This is a genomic window from Streptomyces sp. NBC_01171, assembly GCF_045039805.1.
In the GTDB taxonomy this organism is placed as follows: Bacteria; Actinomycetota; Actinomycetes; order Streptomycetales; family Streptomycetaceae; genus Streptomyces.
The window spans coordinates 4,398,318-4,417,205 of record NZ_CP108609.1; the positions used below are offsets into that span (position 1 = coordinate 4,398,318).

General features: G+C 69.5%; 16 protein-coding genes and 2 tRNA genes. 12 read left to right on the forward strand and 6 right to left on the reverse strand.

All coding sequences use genetic code 11. The annotated features are described in order from the left end of the window. Positions 1–100 precede the first annotated feature (100 nt). On the reverse strand, positions 101–1,483 hold the full coding sequence (locus tag OG448_RS20270) for an amino acid permease (RefSeq protein WP_405555734.1): 1,383 nt from the start codon (positions 1,481–1,483) through the stop codon (positions 101–103). Between the two features lie 308 nt (positions 1,484–1,791). Here OG448_RS20270 and OG448_RS20275 point away from each other — a divergent pair, with 308 nt between their 5' ends. Beyond that, positions 1,792–2,370, forward strand: coding sequence for a biotin transporter BioY (locus OG448_RS20275; RefSeq protein WP_405555736.1), 579 nt, complete (start codon positions 1,792–1,794; stop codon positions 2,368–2,370). Positions 2,371–2,449: 79 nt separating this feature from the next. Here OG448_RS20275 and OG448_RS20280 read toward each other — a convergent pair whose 3' ends face one another. Together OG448_RS20280 and OG448_RS20285 are read right to left on the reverse strand one after the other, a co-directional pair. Then, positions 2,450–3,148, reverse strand: coding sequence for an alpha/beta fold hydrolase (locus tag OG448_RS20280; RefSeq protein WP_405555738.1), 699 nt, complete (start codon positions 3,146–3,148; stop codon positions 2,450–2,452). A gap of 91 nt (positions 3,149–3,239) precedes the next feature. After that, positions 3,240–4,664 carry an amino acid permease gene (locus tag OG448_RS20285; protein WP_405555739.1) on the reverse strand — a complete coding sequence of 475 codons (1,425 nt, stop codon included), beginning with the start codon at positions 4,662–4,664 and terminating at the stop codon, positions 3,240–3,242. A gap of 244 nt (positions 4,665–4,908) precedes the next feature. Here OG448_RS20285 and OG448_RS20290 point away from each other — a divergent pair, with 244 nt between their 5' ends. The 4 genes from OG448_RS20290 to OG448_RS20305 all read left to right on the forward strand — a co-directional run bounded on the left by OG448_RS20290 (position 4,909) and on the right by OG448_RS20305 (position 8,164). Beyond that, positions 4,909–5,394 (forward strand): ribose-5-phosphate isomerase, encoded by a 486-nt coding sequence (locus OG448_RS20290; RefSeq protein ID WP_391291776.1) that lies wholly within the window; start codon positions 4,909–4,911, stop codon positions 5,392–5,394. 66 nt (positions 5,395–5,460) lie between these two features. After that, positions 5,461–6,270: an Fpg/Nei family DNA glycosylase gene (locus tag OG448_RS20295; RefSeq protein WP_405555741.1), complete on the forward strand. Its 810-nt coding sequence runs from the start codon at positions 5,461–5,463 to the stop codon at positions 6,268–6,270. 240 nt (positions 6,271–6,510) lie between these two features. Continuing rightward, the gene (locus OG448_RS20300; RefSeq protein ID WP_405555743.1) at positions 6,511–7,683 is read left to right on the forward strand and encodes a PP2C family protein-serine/threonine phosphatase; all 1,173 of its coding nucleotides are present in this window, start codon (positions 6,511–6,513) and stop codon (positions 7,681–7,683) included. 22 nt (positions 7,684–7,705) lie between these two features. Continuing rightward, on the forward strand, positions 7,706–8,164 hold the full coding sequence (locus OG448_RS20305; RefSeq protein WP_405555745.1) for an HD domain-containing protein: 459 nt from the start codon (positions 7,706–7,708) through the stop codon (positions 8,162–8,164). 11 nt (positions 8,165–8,175) lie between these two features. Here OG448_RS20305 and OG448_RS20310 read toward each other — a convergent pair whose 3' ends face one another. Continuing rightward, positions 8,176–9,321, reverse strand: coding sequence for an acyltransferase family protein (locus tag OG448_RS20310; RefSeq protein WP_405555747.1), 1,146 nt, complete (start codon positions 9,319–9,321; stop codon positions 8,176–8,178). A 442-nt stretch (positions 9,322–9,763) separates the two neighbouring features. Here OG448_RS20310 and OG448_RS20315 point away from each other — a divergent pair, with 442 nt between their 5' ends. Next, positions 9,764–9,958 carry a hypothetical protein gene (locus tag OG448_RS20315; protein ID WP_030814126.1) on the forward strand — a complete coding sequence of 65 codons (195 nt, stop codon included), beginning with the start codon at positions 9,764–9,766 and terminating at the stop codon, positions 9,956–9,958. 94 nt (positions 9,959–10,052) lie between these two features. Here OG448_RS20315 and OG448_RS20320 read toward each other — a convergent pair. Continuing rightward, a tRNA-Gly gene (locus OG448_RS20320) sits at positions 10,053–10,123 on the reverse strand. Positions 10,124–10,303: 180 nt separating this feature from the next. Between OG448_RS20320 and OG448_RS20325 the strand changes: the two genes are divergently transcribed. The 5 genes from OG448_RS20325 to clpX all read left to right on the forward strand — a co-directional run bounded on the left by OG448_RS20325 (position 10,304) and on the right by clpX (position 14,983). Further along, a tRNA-Pro gene (locus OG448_RS20325) sits at positions 10,304–10,380 on the forward strand. A 174-nt stretch (positions 10,381–10,554) separates the two neighbouring features. After that, entirely contained in the window at positions 10,555–11,928 is a 1,374-nt protein-coding gene (tig, locus tag OG448_RS20330; RefSeq protein ID WP_391291771.1) for a trigger factor, read from the forward strand. 258 nt (positions 11,929–12,186) lie between these two features. Beyond that, a complete protein-coding gene (locus OG448_RS20335; protein ID WP_030814130.1) occupies positions 12,187–12,792 on the forward strand; it encodes an ATP-dependent Clp protease proteolytic subunit in 606 nt (201 codons plus the stop codon). Positions 12,793–12,860: 68 nt separating this feature from the next. After that, positions 12,861–13,526 (forward strand): ATP-dependent Clp protease proteolytic subunit, encoded by a 666-nt coding sequence (locus tag OG448_RS20340; protein ID WP_405555749.1) that lies wholly within the window; start codon positions 12,861–12,863, stop codon positions 13,524–13,526. 170 nt (positions 13,527–13,696) lie between these two features. Next, the gene (gene clpX / locus OG448_RS20345; RefSeq protein ID WP_030814134.1) at positions 13,697–14,983 is read left to right on the forward strand and encodes an ATP-dependent Clp protease ATP-binding subunit ClpX; all 1,287 of its coding nucleotides are present in this window, start codon (positions 13,697–13,699) and stop codon (positions 14,981–14,983) included. Positions 14,984–15,045: 62 nt separating this feature from the next. On the opposite strand, the gene OG448_RS20350 is transcribed toward clpX, so the two are convergent. Next, positions 15,046–16,092, reverse strand: coding sequence for a hypothetical protein (locus OG448_RS20350; protein WP_405555751.1), 1,047 nt, complete (start codon positions 16,090–16,092; stop codon positions 15,046–15,048). A 137-nt stretch (positions 16,093–16,229) separates the two neighbouring features. On the opposite strand from OG448_RS20350, the gene OG448_RS20355 reads away from it, so the two are divergent. Then, positions 16,230–18,854, forward strand: coding sequence for a valine--tRNA ligase (locus tag OG448_RS20355; protein ID WP_405555753.1), 2,625 nt, complete (start codon positions 16,230–16,232; stop codon positions 18,852–18,854). Positions 18,855–18,888: the final 34 nt, after the last annotated feature.

Sequence of the window (18,888 nt, forward strand, 5' to 3'; positions counted from 1 at the left end):
GCAACTACACGCTAGCAACAAAAAGCTGCTCGCGGGCATGGGGGTGCGCGAAGGCCCCCACGTGTCGTGCACGTGGGGGCCTTCGAGGCTTCTACGGGGCTCAGCTCCGAGCGCGCGCCCGCTGCCAGACGTAACCGCCCGCCGCCAGGGCCAGGGTCAGGCCGCCGGTGGAGTAGAGCTGGACGCGGGTGTCGGGCTGCCGGGCCATCAGGACCAGGATCACCACCATGCCCAGCAGCGCGGCCCAGGTCAGCCACGGGAACGCCCACATCCGCACGGCGGGCGGCGGGTCACCGGCGCGCTCGGCGCGGCGGCGCAGCAGGAGCTGGGAGGCGCCGACGAACATCCAGACCACCAGGATGACCGCGCCGATCATGTTGAGCAGCCACATGAAGACGTCGTCCGGGCGCCAGTAGCTCAGCAGCACACAGCCGAATCCGAAGACGGAGGAGACCAGGACCGCGATCCGGGGCACCCCGCCGGACACCTTGGCCAGCACCTTCGGGCCGAGACCCCGCTGGACCAGGGAGTGCAGCATGCGCGAGGAGCCGTAGATGTTGGCGTTCATCGCGGAGAGCAGCGCGGCCAGCACCACGACGTCCATCACTCGGCCGGCGCCGGGGATGCCGAGGCTGTCCAGGGCGGCGACGTACGGGCCGCGCTCCACGACCTCCTTCGAGTCCCACGGCACCAGGGTGACCACGACGGCCATCGAGCCGATGTAGAACAGCGCGATCCGCCACATCGTGGTGCGCACCGCGCTCGCCACGCCCCGCACCGGGTCCTCGGACTCGGCGGCCGCGATGGTGACCGTCTCCAGACCGCCGTACGCGAACACCGACGCGAGCAGGCCGAGGACCAGGCCCTCGCCACCGTTGGGCAGGAAGTCGGTGAGGTGGGAGGCGCCGGGGGAGTGGGTGCCGGGCAGCACACCCGCGATGGCCAGTACGCCGAGCAGCAGGAACGCGCAGATCGCGGCGACCTTCAGGGCGGCGAACCAGAACTCGAACTCGCCGAAGTTCTTCACCGCGGTCAGGTTGGCGCCGCAGAAGATCAGCATGAACAGCGCGACCCAGGCCCACTGCGGGGTCCCGGGCAGCCAGCCGCTGACGATCTTCCCGGCGCCGATGCCCTCCAGGCCGACCACCGTGCACTGCATGACCCAGAACGACCAGCCGACCGTGAACCCGGCCCACGGCCCGATCGCCCGCTCGGCGTGCGCGGAGAACGAGCCCGAGGAGGGGTACGCCGACGACAGCTCGCCCAGCATCCGCATCACCAGCAGTACCAGCAGGCCGGAGAGGGTGTAGGCGACGACGATGGACGGGCCCGCGGCGGCGATACCGGCGCCGGAGCCGACGAACAGGCCCGCGCCGATCACCCCGCCCAGGGCGATCATGGACAGGTGGCGCTGTTTGAGGCCGGAGGAGAGCGGGACGCCCTGCTTCTGCTCCTGGGGCGCTTGCGTGGTGGTGCTGGGCATCGGCGCGGCTCGTCCAGTGCGGTAGGTGGGTAAAAACTCCCCCAGTCTGGGTGAAGCCGGCCGGTGGGCACGGGAAGTGTCCGCTATGCGGACGTCCTGCTTACGGAATGCTTGCGTCCGTTTACCGCGCGGGGTGCGGCTCGGTGACCGGTGTCACTCCGGCTCCGGTGTAAGACGCATCCTTTGTGCGAAGCCCACCAAGCCCCTGTTCACGCCTTTGTCGAGCACAGACGGTGATCGGCGTACGAGGCCCGGTATAGCGTCACGGTGTTGCCCCCTGTCCCTGTCCACAGACCCGCGGAGTCCCCATGAGCACCGCCAGCGTCACCGCTCGGCCCGGCGCCGTCCTCGCCGACCTCCTTCCCACCTCGCGCGTGCGCGACGCCGCCCTCGTGCTCGGCGGCGCGGCGCTCACCGGTCTCGCGGCCCAGATCGCGGTGCCGGTGCCCGGCTCGCCGGTGCCGGTGACGGGACAGACCTTCGCCGCGCTGCTGGTCGGCACGACGCTCGGCGCCCGCCGCGGCTTCGCCGCCCTCGCGCTGTACGCCGCCGCCGGCCTCGCGGGTGTGCCGTGGTTCGCCCAGGGCGGCTCCGGCGCCTCCGTCTCCTTCGGCTACGTCATCGGCATGCTCCTCGCCGCCGCGGCCGTCGGCGCCCTCGCCCGCCGCGGCGCGGACCGCTCCCCGCTGCGCATGGCCGGCACGATGCTCCTCGGCGAGGCCATCATCTACGCGGTGGGCGTCCCCTACCTCGCCCTCACGGCCCACATGTCCGCCACAGCGGCCATCGCGGCGGGCCTCACCCCCTTCCTCATCGGCGACGCCCTCAAGGCCGCCCTGGCGATGGGCGTACTCCCCACGGCCTGGAAGCTGACGAACAAGAGCTGAACCCCGACGGCGAAGGCCCGCCCCCTCCACGAACAGAGGGGGCGGGCCTTCGCCGTTTCCTGACAGCTCCCTCGCCCGTCTACCGGCCGGCGGACGGGCCGCCCAGGAACTCGCTCACCGCTCCCGTGAACGCCTCCGGCGCCTCCCGGTGGATCAGATGGCCCACGGGGATCGTGCGCAGCCGGGTGTCCGGGATCAGGCGGGCCAGCTCGGTGACGCTCTCCTGGGGGATGTGGCTCCGGGGGCCGCCGGCCAGGATCAGGGTGCTGGCGGTGATGCCGCCCAGCGCCGCTGACCACTCGGGGGGCGGGGTGTCGATCTGCCGGCGGACGGCCCGGACCATCGCCCAGTCGAAGGGCAGCTCCCCGTCCGGCCGCTCCGGTGTCGTGGCCGGGCGGGGGTACGGGGCACCGATGTCCTCCAGGACCAGCCGGTCCACCCGGCCGGGCTGGGCCGACGCGACGAGGTACGCCACGATGCCGCCCATCGAGTGTCCGACGAGGTCGATCCGGTCCAGCCCCAGGGCGTCCAGGAACCCCAGGACATCGGCGCGCATCAGCTCGAGGGAGTACGCCCCCGGCCAGCCGCTGTGTCCGTGCCCGCGCAGGTCCACCGCGTACACCCGCCGCCCGCGCGCCAGCACCGCCGCCACCGTGTCCCAGTCGCCGCTCACCTCGCCCAGCGCGGGCAGCAGGACCAGCGGCGGCCCCTCCGGCGGCCCCCACACCCGGTATGCGAGCCGCACCCCTCCCACACCGACGAATCGCCGCGTCACCATGCCGGAAGGGTAGAGGGCGACGCACCGGAGCCCGGTGCCGCGAGAAGTCTCCTCGCGGCACCGGGCTCCGGTGCGTGTGCTGAAGCGGGTGTCAGGCCGTCGGGACCTTCTCCGGGTCCTCGGTGGCCGGGATCTCCGTCCGGCCCTTCTTCGCCGTGATCGACTGCTTCACGAAGGCGATGATCAGGACGACCGCGGCGACCATCAGGGAGAGGAGGACCGTCTCGCGGCCGTCGTGTTCCGTGTCGGTCAGCATGTAGCCGAGGACGAAGACGATCAGGGCGGCCGTGGCCCAGGTGAGGTACGGGTACAGCCACATCTTCACGACGAGCTTCTCCGGCGACTCCCGCTGGATGATCTTCCGCATCCGGAGCTGCGAGAAGCAGATGACCAGCCAGACGAAGAGCGCGACCGCGCCGCTGGAGTTGACCAGGAAGAGGAAGACCGAGTCGGGGAACTTGTAGTTGAAGAACACCGCGACGAAGCCGAACAGCACCGAGGCCAGGATGGCCGTCATCGGCACACCGCGGGAATTGGTCTTCGCGAACGCCTTGGGAGCGTCGCCCCGCTGACCGAGCGAGAACGCCATCCGGGAGGCGGTGTACAGACCCGAGTTCAGGCAGGACAGCACCGAGGTCAGCACGATGAAGTTCATGATCTGACCGGCGTGCGCGATACCGAGCGAGTTCAGCGCGGCGACGTAGGAACCGTCGGTCTTGATCGACGGGTCGTTCCACGGCAGCAGCGAGACCACGACGAGGATCGAGCCCAGGTAGAACACCGCGATGCGCCAGATGATGCTGTTGGTCGACTTGGTGACCGCACGCTGCGGGTTCTCCGACTCACCGGCCGCCAGCGTGGCGATCTCGCTGCCCATGAAGGAGAAGACGACCAGCAGCACACCGGTGAGGATCGCGCCCGGCCCGTGCGGCAGGAAACCGCCGTGCGCGGTGAGGTTGGACAGGCCCGCCTTGTCGCTGTGGACACCCGGCAGCACACCGAAGATCGCGAGCACGCCGACCACGATGAACGCGCCGATCGCCACGACCTTGATCCCGGCGAACCAGAACTCGAACTCGCCGTAGGAGCCCACCGAGACCAGGTTGGTGGCCGTGAGCACCAGCATCACGATCAGCGCCCAGCCCCACTGCGGGACGGCCGGTATCCAGCCCTCCAGGATCTTCGCGCCGGCCGTCGCCTCGACGGCGAGCACCACGACCCAGAAGAACCAGTACAGCCAGCCGATGGAGAACCCGGCCCAGCGGCCGAGGGCACGGTCGGCGTGCGCGGAGAAGGACCCGGAGGTCGGGTTGGCCGCGGACATCTCGCCCAGCATCCGCATCACGAGGACGACGAGCGTGCCGACGAGGGCATAGGACAGCAGGATGCCGGGGCCCGCCGTGGCGATACCCGTGCTGGAGCCGACGAACAGGCCGGCACCGATCACACCACCGATAGCGATCATCGAAAGGTGACGGTTCTTGAGACCTGCTTGCAGCCCGGAACCATGGGACATGGACGGAATTCCTTTGCGCCGGTGGAGCGGTTCCCGTACGGACGGCGAAGCAGTCGTACGACGTCGTACGGGGCCTCGCACGAGCGGTGTACGAGGCGGTCCAGTGAATCTGAGGGGAACGAATTCGGGAACCTCTGAATCCGGATTGTTACCTGAGGTTTCCTTGAGGTTCTATGGCCCGTCTCACATATCCCCGATCGAACCCGGAGCTGCTGCCCGGAATCGGGCGTGACACACTCGGTCCATGCGCGTGTATCTCGGCTCCGACCATGCGGGCTACGAACTCAAGAACCACCTCGTCGAGTGGCTCAAGGCGGCGGGGCACGAGCCCGTCGACTGCGGGCCGCACATCTACGACGCCCAGGACGACTATCCGCCCTTCTGCCTCCGGGCCGCTGAGCGCACGGTCGCGGACCCCGGGTCCCTCGGCATCGTGATCGGCGGCTCCGGCAACGGCGAGCAGATCGCCGCGAACAAGGTGAAGGGGGTGCGCGCCGCCCTCGCCTGGAGCGAGGAGACCGCCGCGCTCGGCCGCGAGCACAACGACGCCAACGTCATCGCCGTCGGCGCCCGGATGCACACCGAGGACGAGGCGACCAAGTTCGTCGAGATCTTCCTCAACACCCCGTTCTCCGGCGAAGAGCGCCACGTCCGCCGCATCGACATGCTGACGGAGTACGAGAACACCGGCGACCTCCCGCCCATCCCGGCGCACCACCCCCAGCAGTAACGCCGCGCCGCCCCCGCCGCCCCACCGCGGCGGGGGCCCTCGGAAACCCAGGAAGGACGCCCGGCCGTGCCAGAAGGGCACACGATCCACCGGCTGGCGCAGGACTACGCCGAGCGCTTCGCCGGCACCGCCCCGCTGGTGACCAGCCCCCAGGGCAAGTTCACCGACGCCGCCGAGCTGCTGAACGGCGCGGAGCTGACCACCACCGACGCCCACGGAAAGCACCTCTTCCTCGGCTTCCGCGACAGCGACTGGGTCCACATCCACCTCGGCCTCTTCGGCAAGGTCGCCTTCGGCCCGGCCCCCGCGCCCCCGCCGACCGACACCGTCCGGCTCCGCCTGGCCAACGACACCGCCTACGTCGACCTGCGCGGGCCGACCACCTGCGCGCTGATCACCGACACCGAGAAGCGGGCCATCCACGACCGCCTCGGCCCCGACCCGCTGCGCCCCGACGCCGACCCGGCCACCGCCTGGGAGCGGATCAGGCGCAGCCGCACCTCCGTCGCCGCCCTGCTGATGGACCAGAAGATCATCGCCGGCGTCGGCAACGTCTACCGCGCCGAGGTCCTCTTCCGGCACGGCATCGACCCCTACCGCGCCGGCCGCGACCTCACCCGGGCCGAGTGGGACGCGATCTGGGCCGACCTCGTGGCCCTGATGCGCCAGGGCGTGCGCCACAACCGCATCGACACCGTCCGCCCCGAGCACACCCCCGACGCGATGGGCCGCCCGCCCCGCGTCGACGACCACGGCGGCGAGGTCTACGTCTACCGCCGGGCCACCCTGCCCTGTCACCTCTGCGGCACCGAGATCCGTACCGCGGACCTCGCCGCCCGCAATCTCTTCTGGTGCCCCGGCTGCCAGCTCCGCTGAACCCCGTGCGCCCCGTGCGCATCCGTGAACCGGTCGTGCGCCCCGTTCCGTCCTGCCAGTAAGCGCAGCCTGCCGCCCGGGAGGGCGGGGAATTTCCGCCGGGTGGCAGCGCGGACGGCCTCCCGTGCCGTTCACTGTGTAGTCGGACCGCGTGGTCGAAACGCGAAGTGAGCCCCGCACGGGGGACAAGTGGGACCTCCCGTGCCATGCGGCCGGCTGGATGGATAGGGTCCCGAACTAATGGCAGCAGGACGAGAACGGCGCGCGAAGGCCGAGACGTTCACGGCCCGGTGGAAGATGCAGTGGCACCGGGTCCGTGTCGCGCTGCGCAGAAGCGCGGTGGACTACTTCCGCGGCGACGGCCCCGACTGGATCGCCCTGGTCGGCCTGCTCCTCACCATTCCCACGCTCATGGCCCTCACACTGGCCAACTCCGTCTGGTGCTCCCCGGCCACCCTGGTCATCCCGATCGTCGCGGGCGGCCTGGTGCTGCGCCCGGCCAGCCTGCTCGGTCTGTACGCCACGGCCGCCGCCGCCCTCATCGTGGAGTCGGTACGGCTCGGCCCCTATACCGAGGGACCCTCCAGGGTCACCCCCGGCATCGTGCTGGTCGTCGCCGCCTGCGGGTTCTTCGGGCTGTTGACCGCGCAGTTCCGCAGCCGGGTCGGCGTGCCCTGGCGGCGCGGCGGCACCATGCTCTTCGACCTGCGCGAACGCATCCGCGCCCAGAGCGAGTTGCCCAAGCTGCCGAGGGGCTGGCACCACGAGATGGCGCTGCGCCCGGCCGGCGGCCAGTCCTTCTCCGGTGACTTCGTCGTCGCCGCCCGCACCAACGGCGGCCGCACCCTGGAGGTCGTCCTCACCGACGTCTCCGGCAAGGGCATGGACGCCGGTTCCCGCGCCCTGCTGCTGTCCGGCGCCTTCGGCGGCCTGCTCGGCTCGCTGCCCCCGCACTCCTTCCTGCCCGCAGCCAACGGCTACCTGCTCCGCCAGGACTGGGAAGAGGGCTTCGCCACCTCCATCCACCTGGTGCTCGACCTCGACTCCGGCGACTACGAGCTGTACTGCGCGGGCCACCCGCCGGGCCTCCAGCTCAGCGCGGGCACCGGCCGCTGGGAGGAGAAGGCCGCCGAGGGCCCGCTCCTCGGGGTGTACGACGGTGCCCAGTTCGACTCCATGAAGGGCACCCTCCGGCCCGGAGACGTGCTGATGCTCTTCACCGACGGCCTGGTGGAAGCCTCCGACCGGGACATGGTCGAGGGCATCGACCGCCTCACCGGCGAGGCCGACCGCTATGTCGCCGGCGGCTTCCACGGTGCCGCCTGGCACCTCATCGAGGCCGTCGCCAAGGACGTCAACGACGACCGCGCGCTGCTGCTGATCTGCCGCGAGGCATCCGCGCCCGTCCGCTGAACCCCGGTGCCAGACTGGGCCGATGACACCGACCCCGCTCACCCTGGCCCAGGTCGAGGACCTCGCCCGCCGCGCCCACGCCGGCCAGACCGACAAGGCGGGCCGCCCGTACGCCGAACACCTCGCGGCCGTCGCCGACGGGGTACGGGCACGCGGGGGCGACGAGGAGCAGATCGCGGCGGCCTGGCTGCACGACGCCGTCGAGGACGACGCGCTCACCGAGGAGTGGCTCGACGGCGCCGCCCTCACCCCGCGCACCAAGGCCATCGTGCTCGCCCTCACCAAGCGCCCCGGCGAGCCGTCCGAGGAGTACGCCCGCCGCATCCTCGCCACACCGGGCGCCGCCCTGGTCAAGCGGGCCGACCTCGCGCACAACGCCGACCCGGCCCGCCTCGCGGTGCTGGACGAGCCGACCCGCAGGCGACTGGCCGAGAAGTACACGCGGATGCGCGCGCTTCTCGGCCAGGCCGAAGAGGGATAGAGGGGGAGGCGCTACACGCTCGCCTTCTCCCGTACGGGCTGCTTCTGCCCGCCATGTTGACGCTCCCGCGCCTGCTGGGCGGGGTCCTGCTTGAACGCCCACTCCATCTTCGGCTCCATCACGCACCGGAACACCCGGCGCACCGGGGCCGTGCACAGCAGCGTGACGACCGTGACCGCGAAGGAGGTCACCAGGAGCGCGCCGAGCGGGCTGTGCAGCCAATGGGCGTCGTACCAGCCCTCCCAGCGGGTGTACTTGAGGACGAAGCCGTGCAGCAGATAGCCGCAGATCGTGCCCGCGCCCAGCGAGGTGAACCACATCCGGCGCCCCGGCACCCAGGCCAGGAAGCAGGCCGTCAGCACCACCGAGCACGCGAGCAGGGCCAGCGTCATCAGCGGGCCGGTCCACCACGGGGCGCCCATCTCCTGGGCGGCGTCCCGGCGGTAGAACCAGCCGAAGTCGATGTGCGGCACCACCAGCCACGCCGCCACCAGCGCACCCGCGACGATCGGCACCGAGGCGATGCGCATCGCACGGGTACGCACCATCCGGAAGTGCTCGGGCTTCAGGCACAGCCCCAGCACGAAGCAGGGCAGGAACTGCAACAGCCGCTGGAAGTCGAGGTCGTTGCTGATCGCGGGGGAGACGGTGGCCAGCATGGCGATGCCGACGGCCAGCGGCAGCGGCCGGCGCACGACCTTCCACAGCGGGGTCGTCAGCCGCCACACGAACAGCGCCGCCAGGAACCAGGACAGGAAGTACGGGTCGAGCAGGGTGATCCCGGTCTCGCCGTCCTGGCCGAAGTGGTCGCGGAAGAGGGAGTAGGCCGTCTCGAAGACGACGTACGGCACGGCGACACCGGTGATCAGGCGCTTCAGCCGGTCCGGGCGCATGTCGAAACTGCGCGAGAAGTAGCCGGAGATGATGATGAACGCCGGCATGTGGAAGGTGTACACGAAGATGTACAGCGACCGGAGAATCCGGCTGTCCGCGTACAGCGCCTCCCACGAGTGCCCCATCGCCACCAGCACGATCGCCAGGTACTTGGCGTTGTCGAAGAACGAGTCGCGCTGCTTGGCGGGTCTCTCCGGCGCCGGCTGGGCAGCCGGGAGCGTGGGCGCGCGGGTCTGGCCGGGGGACGGGGAGGCGTCGAACATCTCAGGCACCCTAGCCTCGCGTGTGTGAGTCAGTAAAACCATCCAGGTCATTCACGTTTATCGGCTTCGGATACCCCGTAAATCCCACAACTTGCCTGCGATACCGGGGTGATGGCGAGCACAATAGGGCTGGTTCTTTGCCCCTCGATGTCCCGATTCATCCATCTGAATTGGGTCATAGCCGACCGGTCCCCGCTCAATTCGAATTACCCGCCCGGTCGATGTGTGGGTATGGAAATGATGTTGGGCAATTACCGTCGCCATCACCCCTGGTGAGGCGTCGAATTGGCGGCCCGGGCACGCCCCGCGCCGGGACGACCGGCCGACGATGTGTCACTAGCCGCATACAGAGGGCTGGTTGGTGGCACGATGGTTCTGGCGGAGGTGTGCTGCACGGTGCCTCCAGGCCGGGAGAGCGAACCGACCGAGGGTGTGATCAGTTGTGGCCATTTCACTGTCCGTGGTGCTGCTGTTGGCGATCATCCTGGTGGTGTTGATGCGAGGAGGGAACATCAAGGCCGGCCCGGCCATCGTGGCGATCCTCTTCGGCTTCTTCCTCGCCTCCACCGGGATGGCGCCCTCCATCAGCCGCTTCCTCAACTCGATAGCGGAGATGGTCAACTCCATCAGCTTCTGAGGAGCACCTTCCGAGGGACTCCGACGCGGCCCCCCGGAAACGGCTCAGGGGCCCGGCGCCGCCGTGACGGCTGCCGGGCCCCTGAGTCGTGCAGAGCGGGCGACGGGAATCGAACCCGCGTAGCTAGTTTGGAAGACTAGGGCTCTACCATTGAGCTACGCCCGCGAGAGCGCACCGCGCGTCGGTGACCGCGGCACTGGAGGCATCGTAGCGGAGCCCCCGGCGTGCGGGCGAACCTGGCGGTCCGCCGGGCTGCTACTGGGCTGCCCCCGGCGCGGCACCCGGTGCCCCGCGCGACGCGGCGACGCGCCCGGCCGGGGCATGTACCCTACGACTCGCACCAGACGGGGTGTGGCGCAGCTTGGTAGCGCGTCCGCTTTGGGAGCGGAAGGCCGTGGGTTCAAATCCCGCCACCCCGACCACCGGCTCACGGTGTCGTGAAGATCGCCTTTTGGGGCCCTGACCGGCTGCGGTTACTATGCAAGCTGCGCGCCCGTGTGTCCGGCCTCATGGCCTGCTACTCCTCCGGGCGGCTATCCGCCGGGGCTGTCTGGCTCCGGCAGAACCCAAGAAGTCAGCCACAAGGAGACCGAACCGTGAAGAGCGCCGTGGAGACCCTGAACCCGACTCGGGTTCGGCTCACTGTCGAGGTGCCCTTCGAGGAGCTCAAGGACAGCCTCGACGCGGCGTACCAGAAGATCAACCAGCAGGTCACGGTGAAGGGCTTCCGCAAGGGCAAGATCCCGGCCCGCGTCATCGACCAGCGGTTCGGTCGCGGTGCGGTGCTCGAGGAGGCCGTCAACGACGCGCTCCCGAAGTTCTACACCGAGGCGGTCAACGAGGCCGAGCTGACCCCGCTGGGCCAGCCCGAGGTCGACATCACCGAGCTGAAGGACGGCGAGACGCTGAACTTCACCGCCGAGGTCGACATCCGCCCGACCCTGGAGATCCCGGACTACTCCGGCATCGAGGTCGAGGTCGACGCCATCGAGGTCAGCGACGAGGACGTCGAGAAGTCGGTCGAGCAGCTCCGTGAGCGCTTCGCCTCGACCTCCCCGGTCGAGCGTGCCGCCGAGGACGGCGACGTCGTGACGATCGACCTGGAGGCCAAGGTCGACGGCGAGGTGCTGGAGGACGGCGTCGCCAGCGGCGTGTCCTACACCATCGGCTCCGGCGAGCTGCTCGACGGCATCGACGAGGCCGTCAAGGGCCTGTCCGCCGGCGAGGAGGGCACCTTCACCTCCGAGCTGAAGGGCGGCTCCGCCGCCGGCCGCGAGGCCGAGGTCACCGTCAAGGTCACCCAGGTCGCCGCCCGCGAACTGCCCGAGCTGGACGACGACTTCGCGCAGCTCGCGTCCGAGTTCGACACCCTGGACGAGCTGAAGGCCGACAGCACCAAGCGGCTGGCCAACATGAAGCAGTACGACCAGGCCACCCAGGCCCAGGAGCGCGTGCTCGACAAGCTCCTCGAGCTGGTCGAGGTCCCCGTCCCCGAGAAGCTCCTCGAGGACGAGGTCAACACCCGCAAGCACAACCTGGAGCACCACCAGCTCGGCCAGATGGGTCTGACCCTCGACAAGTACCTGGAGATCCAGGGCAAGACCGCCGAGGAGTTCGACACCGAGACCCGTGAGGCCGCGGTCAAGGGCATCAAGACCCAGTTCGTCCTCGACGAGCTGGTGAAGAAGGAGAACCTGGGCGTCAACCAGGAGGAGCTCACCGAGCACCTCATGCGCCGCGCCGCCTCCTCCGGCATGTCCCCCGACCAGTTCGCCCAGGCCGTCGTCGAGGGCGGCCAGGTTCCGCTGCTCGTCGGCGAGGTCGCCCGCGGCAAGGCCCTGGCCGTCGTGGTCGAGGCCGCCACGGTCAAGGACACCAACGGCGAGATCGTCGACCTGGACGACGAGGACGAGGAGACCGAGGAGACCGCCGAGGTCACCGAGGCCACCGACGAGAAGACCGAGGGCTGAGCCCGAGGCACCTCACCCTGACAGCAGGCCCCCGGAAGCGCGTCTCCCGGGGGCCTGCTGCATCACCACACAGCACTACGCCCCCGGCGAACACCTGCTTCCACGGGATTCACCGGGGGGACCAGAGCGTTAGGGTCCATGAATACGAGGGGCAGGGGAGCCACCGGACCCCCACGAAGCCCCAGCAGGACCACGCAGGACAACGTGAGACGGCCCGGCGCCGTCGTAAGACGAGCAGGTGGATACGTGACGAATCTGATGCCTACCGCCGCCGGCGAGCCCTCCATCGGTGGTGGCCTCGGTGACCAGGTCTACAACCGGTTGCTGGGTGAGCGGATCATCTTCCTCGGCCAGCAGGTCGACGACGACATCGCCAACAAGATCACCGCCCAGTTGCTCCTCCTCGCCGCCGACCCCGAGAAGGACATCTACCTCTACATCAACAGCCCCGGCGGCTCGGTGACGGCCGGCATGGCGATCTACGACACCATGCAGTACATCCCGAACGACGTGGTCACCATCGCCATGGGCATGGCCGCCTCGATGGGCCAGTTCCTGCTCACCGGCGGCGCGGCCGGCAAGCGCTTCGCGCTGCCGCACGCGGACATCATGATGCACCAGGGCTCCGCGGGCCTCGGCGGTACGGTCTCGGACATCAAGATCCAGGCCGAGTACCTGCTGCGTACGAAGAAGCGCATGTCCGAGCTGACCGCCGAGCACTCCGGCCAGACGGTGGAGGCGATCATCCGCGACGGCGACCGCGACCGCTGGTTCACCCCGGAAGAGGCCAAGGAGTACGGTCTCATCGACGAGATCATCACGCACGCCTCGGGCGTCCCGGGAGGCGGCGGCACCGGCGCCTGACCGGCCCGGCCACCCCGCACGCACGCCACTGACAGCTCCCAGAACGCCACCAGGACGGTGAACACCCCATGAGCAACTTCCCCGGCGCCGCCAGCGGCATGTACGAGGGCCCCCGCCCCGAGAGCCGCTACATCATCCCGCGCTTCGTCGAGCGCACCTCCCAGGGCGTCCGCGAGTACGACCCCTACGCGAAGCTCTTCGAGGAGCGCGTGATCTTCCTGGGCGTCCAGATCGACGACGCCTCGGCCAACGACGTCATGGCGCAGCTCCTGTGCCTGGAGTCGATGGACCCCGACCGGGACATCTCGATCTACATCAACAGCCCCGGCGGTGACATGACGGCCCTCACGGCCATCTACGACACCATGCAGTTCGTGAAGCCGGACATCCAGACGGTGTGCATGGGCCAGGCCGCCTCGGCCGCGGCCATCCTGCTCGCCGCCGGCACCCCCGGCAAGCGCATGGCGCTGCCGAACTCGCGCGTGCTGATCCACCAGCCGGCGGGCTCCACCGGGCGCGGTCAGCTCTCCGACCTGGAGATCATCGCCAAGGAGTTCACCCGGATGCGTGAGCAGCTCGAGGACATGCTGGCGAAGCACTCCAACCAGCCGCTGGACAAGATCCGCGAGGACATCGAGCGCGACAAGATCCTCACGGCCGAGGAGGCGCTCCAGTACGGCCTCATCGACCAGATCATCTCCACCCGCAAGATGAACAACGAAGCGGTCCGCTGACCGCGGTTGCGCACTTCCGGGGCCTCTTGGCAGGGTGCACGTCAAAGTGAACCCTGCCAAGGGGGGCCCGAACACGGGGCCCGGCAAGGTACCGTCGACATAAGGCAGCACCAGGAGTCGTTGGACCCGTTCTGTGTCCAGTCGTCTCCCAGGCGAAGGGGAAGCACACCGTGGCACGCATCGGTGACGGCGGCGATCTGCTCAAGTGCTCGTTCTGCGGCAAGAGCCAGAAGCAGGTCAAGAAGCTCATCGCAGGTCCCGGTGTGTACATCTGCGACGAATGCATCGATCTCTGCAACGAGATCATCGAGGAGGAGCTCGCGGAGACCAGCGAGGTGCGCTGGGAGGAACTCCCCAAGCCCCGCGAGATCTACGAGTTCCTCGAGAGCTACGTGGTCGGCCAGGAACCGGCCAAGAAGGCCCTCTCCGTCGCGGTGTACAACCACTACAAGCGGGTCCAGGCGGGTGAGAACGGCGGCGGCCAAGGCCGCGAGGACGCCATCGAGTTGGCCAAGTCCAACATCCTCCTGCTCGGCCCCACCGGCTCCGGCAAGACGCTGCTGGCCCAGACCCTGGCCCGCATGCTCAACGTCCCCTTCGCCATCGCGGACGCCACCGCGCTGACCGAGGCGGGCTACGTCGGCGAGGACGTCGAGAACATCCTGCTGAAGCTCATCCAGGCCGCCGACTACGACGTCAAGAAGGCCGAGACGGGCATCATCTACATCGACGAGATCGACAAGGTCGCCCGGAAGAGCGAAAACCCGTCGATCACCCGCGATGTGAGCGGCGAGGGCGTGCAGCAGGCCCTGCTGAAGATCCTGGAGGGCACCACCGCCTCGGTGCCGCCGCAGGGCGGACGCAAGCACCCGCACCAGGAGTTCATCCAGATCGACACGACGAACGTGCTGTTCATCGTGGGCGGCGCCTTCGCCGGCCTGGAGAAGATCATCGAGGCGCGTGCGGGCGCGAAGGGCATCGGCTTCGGCGCCACCATCCGCTCCAAGCGCGAGCTGGCGTCCAAGGACATCTTCGAGGACATCATGCCCGAGGACCTGGTGAAGTTCGGGATGATCCCCGAGTTCATCGGCCGTCTCCCGGTCATCACCTCGGTGCACAACCTCGACCGTGAGGCCCTGCTCAAGATCCTGGTCGAGCCGCGCAACGCCCTGGTCAAGCAGTACCAGCGCCTCTTCGAACTCGACGGCGTGGAGCTGGACTTCGAGCGCGAGGCGCTGGAGGCCATCGCGGACCAGGCCATCCTCCGCCAGACCGGCGCGCGCGGCCTGCGCGCCATCATGGAGGAGGTCCTGATGTCGGTGATGTACGAGGTGCCGTCCCGCAAGGATGTGGCCCGCGTGGTCATCACGGCCGACGTCGTGCACTCCAACGTCAACCCGACGCTGATCCCGAGGGACTCCCGCGGGCGCGGCCAGGGCGAGCAGAAGACCGCGTAACCCCCAGCAGCACAAGGAAGGGCCCCGGCCGACCGGCCGGGGCCCTTCTTTCGTCCGTCCGGTCACGCCTTGACGCGGACCGCCGCGCGGAACTTGGCGGTCAGCTCCGCGTCCGTCGCCGGGTCGCTGCTGCGGCCCGCCGCCAGGGTGGCGATGTCCATCGGCATCACGAAGCCGACGGTGCTGTGGTCGCCCCACACGCAGAAGGAGAACGTCATCTCCTTGGGCACGCCCTCGCCGCTGCCGGACGTGTCGCCCTTGGCCTGCTGGCACTTGAGGACCGCGTCACCGAGCGCCTCAGGCTCGTACCGCTTCGGCTCACCGATCAGCTTGTACTTGTGCTCGGCGTCCTTGCTGCTCTGGTCCTTCATGTAGGCGAACAGCTCGTCCACCGTCTTCTCCGGGTCCGCGATCGTGCCGTACACGCCGCCGAACTCGATGACCTTCTTGCTCAGCGGGTTGTCCACGTTCCCGGCCGCGTACTCGGCGCTGACGTCCTTCGGGTCCTCCACGCCCCAGTTCTCGGCGTCCTTCAGGTCGTCCTTGGTCATCGCGCCGTTGTCGCTCTTGCCCTTCTTGTACTCCGAGAGCACCGTCGAGGGCGTGACAAGCTTGTGCGGGCCGTCGTCGGCGACCTCGCCGCCGCCACCGCCGCCGCTGGTCAGGAAGTAGACGCCCACCGCCACGGCGGCCACCACGGCCACCGCTCCGATGATCAGCCCGTTCCGCTTGCTGTTGTTGCGGCCCTGCACCGGCGGTTGCGGGGCGCCGTAGGGGGCCTGCCCGTAGGGGGCCTGCGGGGGCTGCTGCCCGTAGGGGTTCTGCTGCGGCTGGGCGTAGGGGCCCGGCTGCTGGGGCACGCCCTGCTGCTGCGGGTAGCCGTAGGGGGCCTGCGGCGGGGCGGGGGGACCGGGCGGGGGCGGCGGGGACTGCGGGTAGCCGTAGCCCGGCTGCGGGGCCTGCGGGGGCTGACCGTACGGTCCGGGGTTGCCGTAGGGGCCGGGCTGGGCCGGGGGCTGCTGCCCGTAGGGGCCGGGCTGACCAGCCTGACCGTAAGGACCCGGCTGCGGGGGCTGTCCGCCGTACGGGCCCGGCTGGTTGCTGCTCATGGCTGGGTTCCCCTCCAGATGTTCAGGTGTTGCCGCCATCCTTGCCCAGGGCGGGAGAACAGGTGGCACCGGGGGCCGCACCGTTACAGAACAAACGCGTTTCGGGAGCACCCCGCGGCACCTCTAAACTGACCCCCGTGACCGAGAACGCTCAGCAGCAGCCATCAGCGCCCGAGACCGAACTGCCGACCCAGTACGCGCCGGCCGACGTAGAGGGGCCGCTGTACGAGCGCTGGGTGGAGCGGGGCTACTTCGAGGCCGACGAGAAGAGCGACAAGCCGCCCTTCACCGTCGTCATCCCCCCGCCCAACGTCACCGGCAGCCTCCACCTGGGCCACGCCTTCGAGCACACGATCATCGACGCCCTGACCCGCCGCAAGCGCATGCAGGGTTACGAGACCCTGTGGCAGCCCGGCATGGACCACGCCGGCATCGCCACCCAGAACGTCGTCGAGCGTGAGCTGGGCAAGGAGGGCAAGTCCCGCCACGACCTCGGCCGCGAGGCGTTCGTCGACCGTGTCTGGCAGTGGAAGGGCGAGTCCGGCGGCCAGATCTCCGGCCAGATGCGCCGCCTCGGCGACGGCGTCGCCTGGTCCCGCGAGCGCTTCACCATGGACGAGGGCCTCTCCCAGGCCGTCCAGACCATCTTCAAGCGGCTCTACGACGACGAGCTGATCTACCGCGCCGAGCGCATCATCAACTGGTGCCCGCGCTGCCTCACCGCGATCTCCGACATCGAGGTCGAGTACCAGGACGACGACGGCGAGCTCGTCTCCATGAAGTACGGCGACGGGGACGAGACGATCGTCGTCGCCACCACCCGCGCCGAGACGATGCTCGGAGACACCGCGGTCGCCGTCCACCCCGAGGACGAGCGGTACAAGCACCTCGTCGGCAAGCTGATCAGGCTCCCGCTGACCGACCGCTCCATCCCGGTCGTCGCCGACGAGCACGTCGACCCCGAGTTCGGCACCGGCGCCGTCAAGGTGACCCCGGCGCACGACCCGAACGACTTCGAGATCGGCCAGCGCCACGACCTGCCGTCCATCACGGTCATGGACGAGCACGCCGTCATCACCGTCCACGGCCCCTTCCAGGGCATGGACCGCCTGGAGGCCCGCTCCGCCATCGTCGCCGCGCTGCGCGCCGAGGGCCGGATCGTCGCCGAGAAGCGGCCCTACGTCCACTCCGTGGGCCACTGCTCGCGCTGCAAGACCACCATCGAGCCGCGCCTGTCCATGCAGTGGTGGGTCAAGGTCGGCCCGCTCGCCAAGGCCGCCGGTGACGCGGTCCGCGACGGCAAGGTCAAGATCCACCCGCAGGAGATGGAGAAGCGGTACTTCGACTGGGTCGACAACCTGCACGACTGGTGCATCTCGCGCCAGCTCTGGTGGGGCCACCGCATCCCGGTCTGGTACGGCCCCGACGGCGAGGTCGTCTGCGTCGGCCCCGACGAGCAGCCGCCCACCGGCGAGGGCTGGCACCAGGACACCGACGTCCTGGACACCTGGTTCTCCTCCGGCCTGTGGCCCTTCTCCACCCTGGGCTGGCCCGAGCAGACCGAGTCGCTGGCGAAGTTCTACCCGAACTCCGTCCTGGTCACCGGCTACGACATCCTCTTCTTCTGGGTCGCCCGGATGATGATGTTCGGCCTCTACGCGATGGACGGCACCCCGCCGTTCCACACCATCGCCCTGCACGGCATGGTCCGCGACCAGTTCGGCAAGAAGATGTCGAAGTCCTTCGGCAACGCGGTCAACCCGCTGGACTGGATGGACAAGTACGGCTCCGACGCGCTCCGCTTCACCCTCGCGCGCGGTGCCAACCCCGGCGTCGACGTGCCGATCGGCGAGGACTGGGTCCAGGGCTCGCGGAACTTCGCCAACAAGATCTGGAACGCCACCCGCTTCGCGCTGATGAACGGCGCGACGATCGAGGGGCCGCTGCCGGACGCGTCCGCGATGTCCGCCACGGACCGCTGGATTCTCTCCCGCCTCAACTCGGTCGTGGCCGAGGTCGACGCGTACTACGAGGACTACCAGTTCGCCAAGCTGTCGGACGCGCTGTTCCACTTCGCGTGGGACGAGGTCTTCGACTGGTACGTCGAGCTGTCCAAGACCACCTTCCAGGCGGGCGGCGAGGCGGCCGAGGTCTCCAAGCGGGTCCTGGGCGAGGTCCTCGACGTCACGCTGAAGCTGCTGCACCCGGTGGTTCCGTTCGTCACGGAGACGCTGTGGACGACGCTGACGGGTGGCGAGTCGCTCGTCATCGCGCAGTGGCCCTCCGACTCCGGTTTCCGGGACGCGGCCGCCGAGCGGGAGATCGAGTCCCTCCAGTCGGTCATCACCGAGGTCCGCCGCTTCCGCGCCGACCAGGGGCTCCAGCCGGGGCAGCGGGTTCCGGCCCGCCTCACCCTGACCGGCACCGCCCTCGCCCCGCACGAGGCGGCGATCCGCCAGCTCCTCCGTCTCCAGCCGGAGGGGGAGTCCTTCACGGCCACGGCCACCCTCCCGGTCGCCGGTGCCGAGGTCGCCCTCGACCTCTCCGGCACGATCGACGTCGCGGCGGAACGCAAGCGCCTCGCGAAGGACCTCGCGGCCGCGGAGAAGGAGAAGGCCGCCGCCACGGCCAAGCTCGGCAACGAGGCATTCCTCGCGAAGGCCCCGGACGCGGTCGTCGACAAGATCCGCACCCGCCTGGCCAAGGCGGAGGAGGACATGCTCCGCCTCCAGTCCCAGTTGGACCGCTTGCCGCAGGCGTAAGCGAACGTAAGCAGCCCCCGGCCCGCTGCGCAGG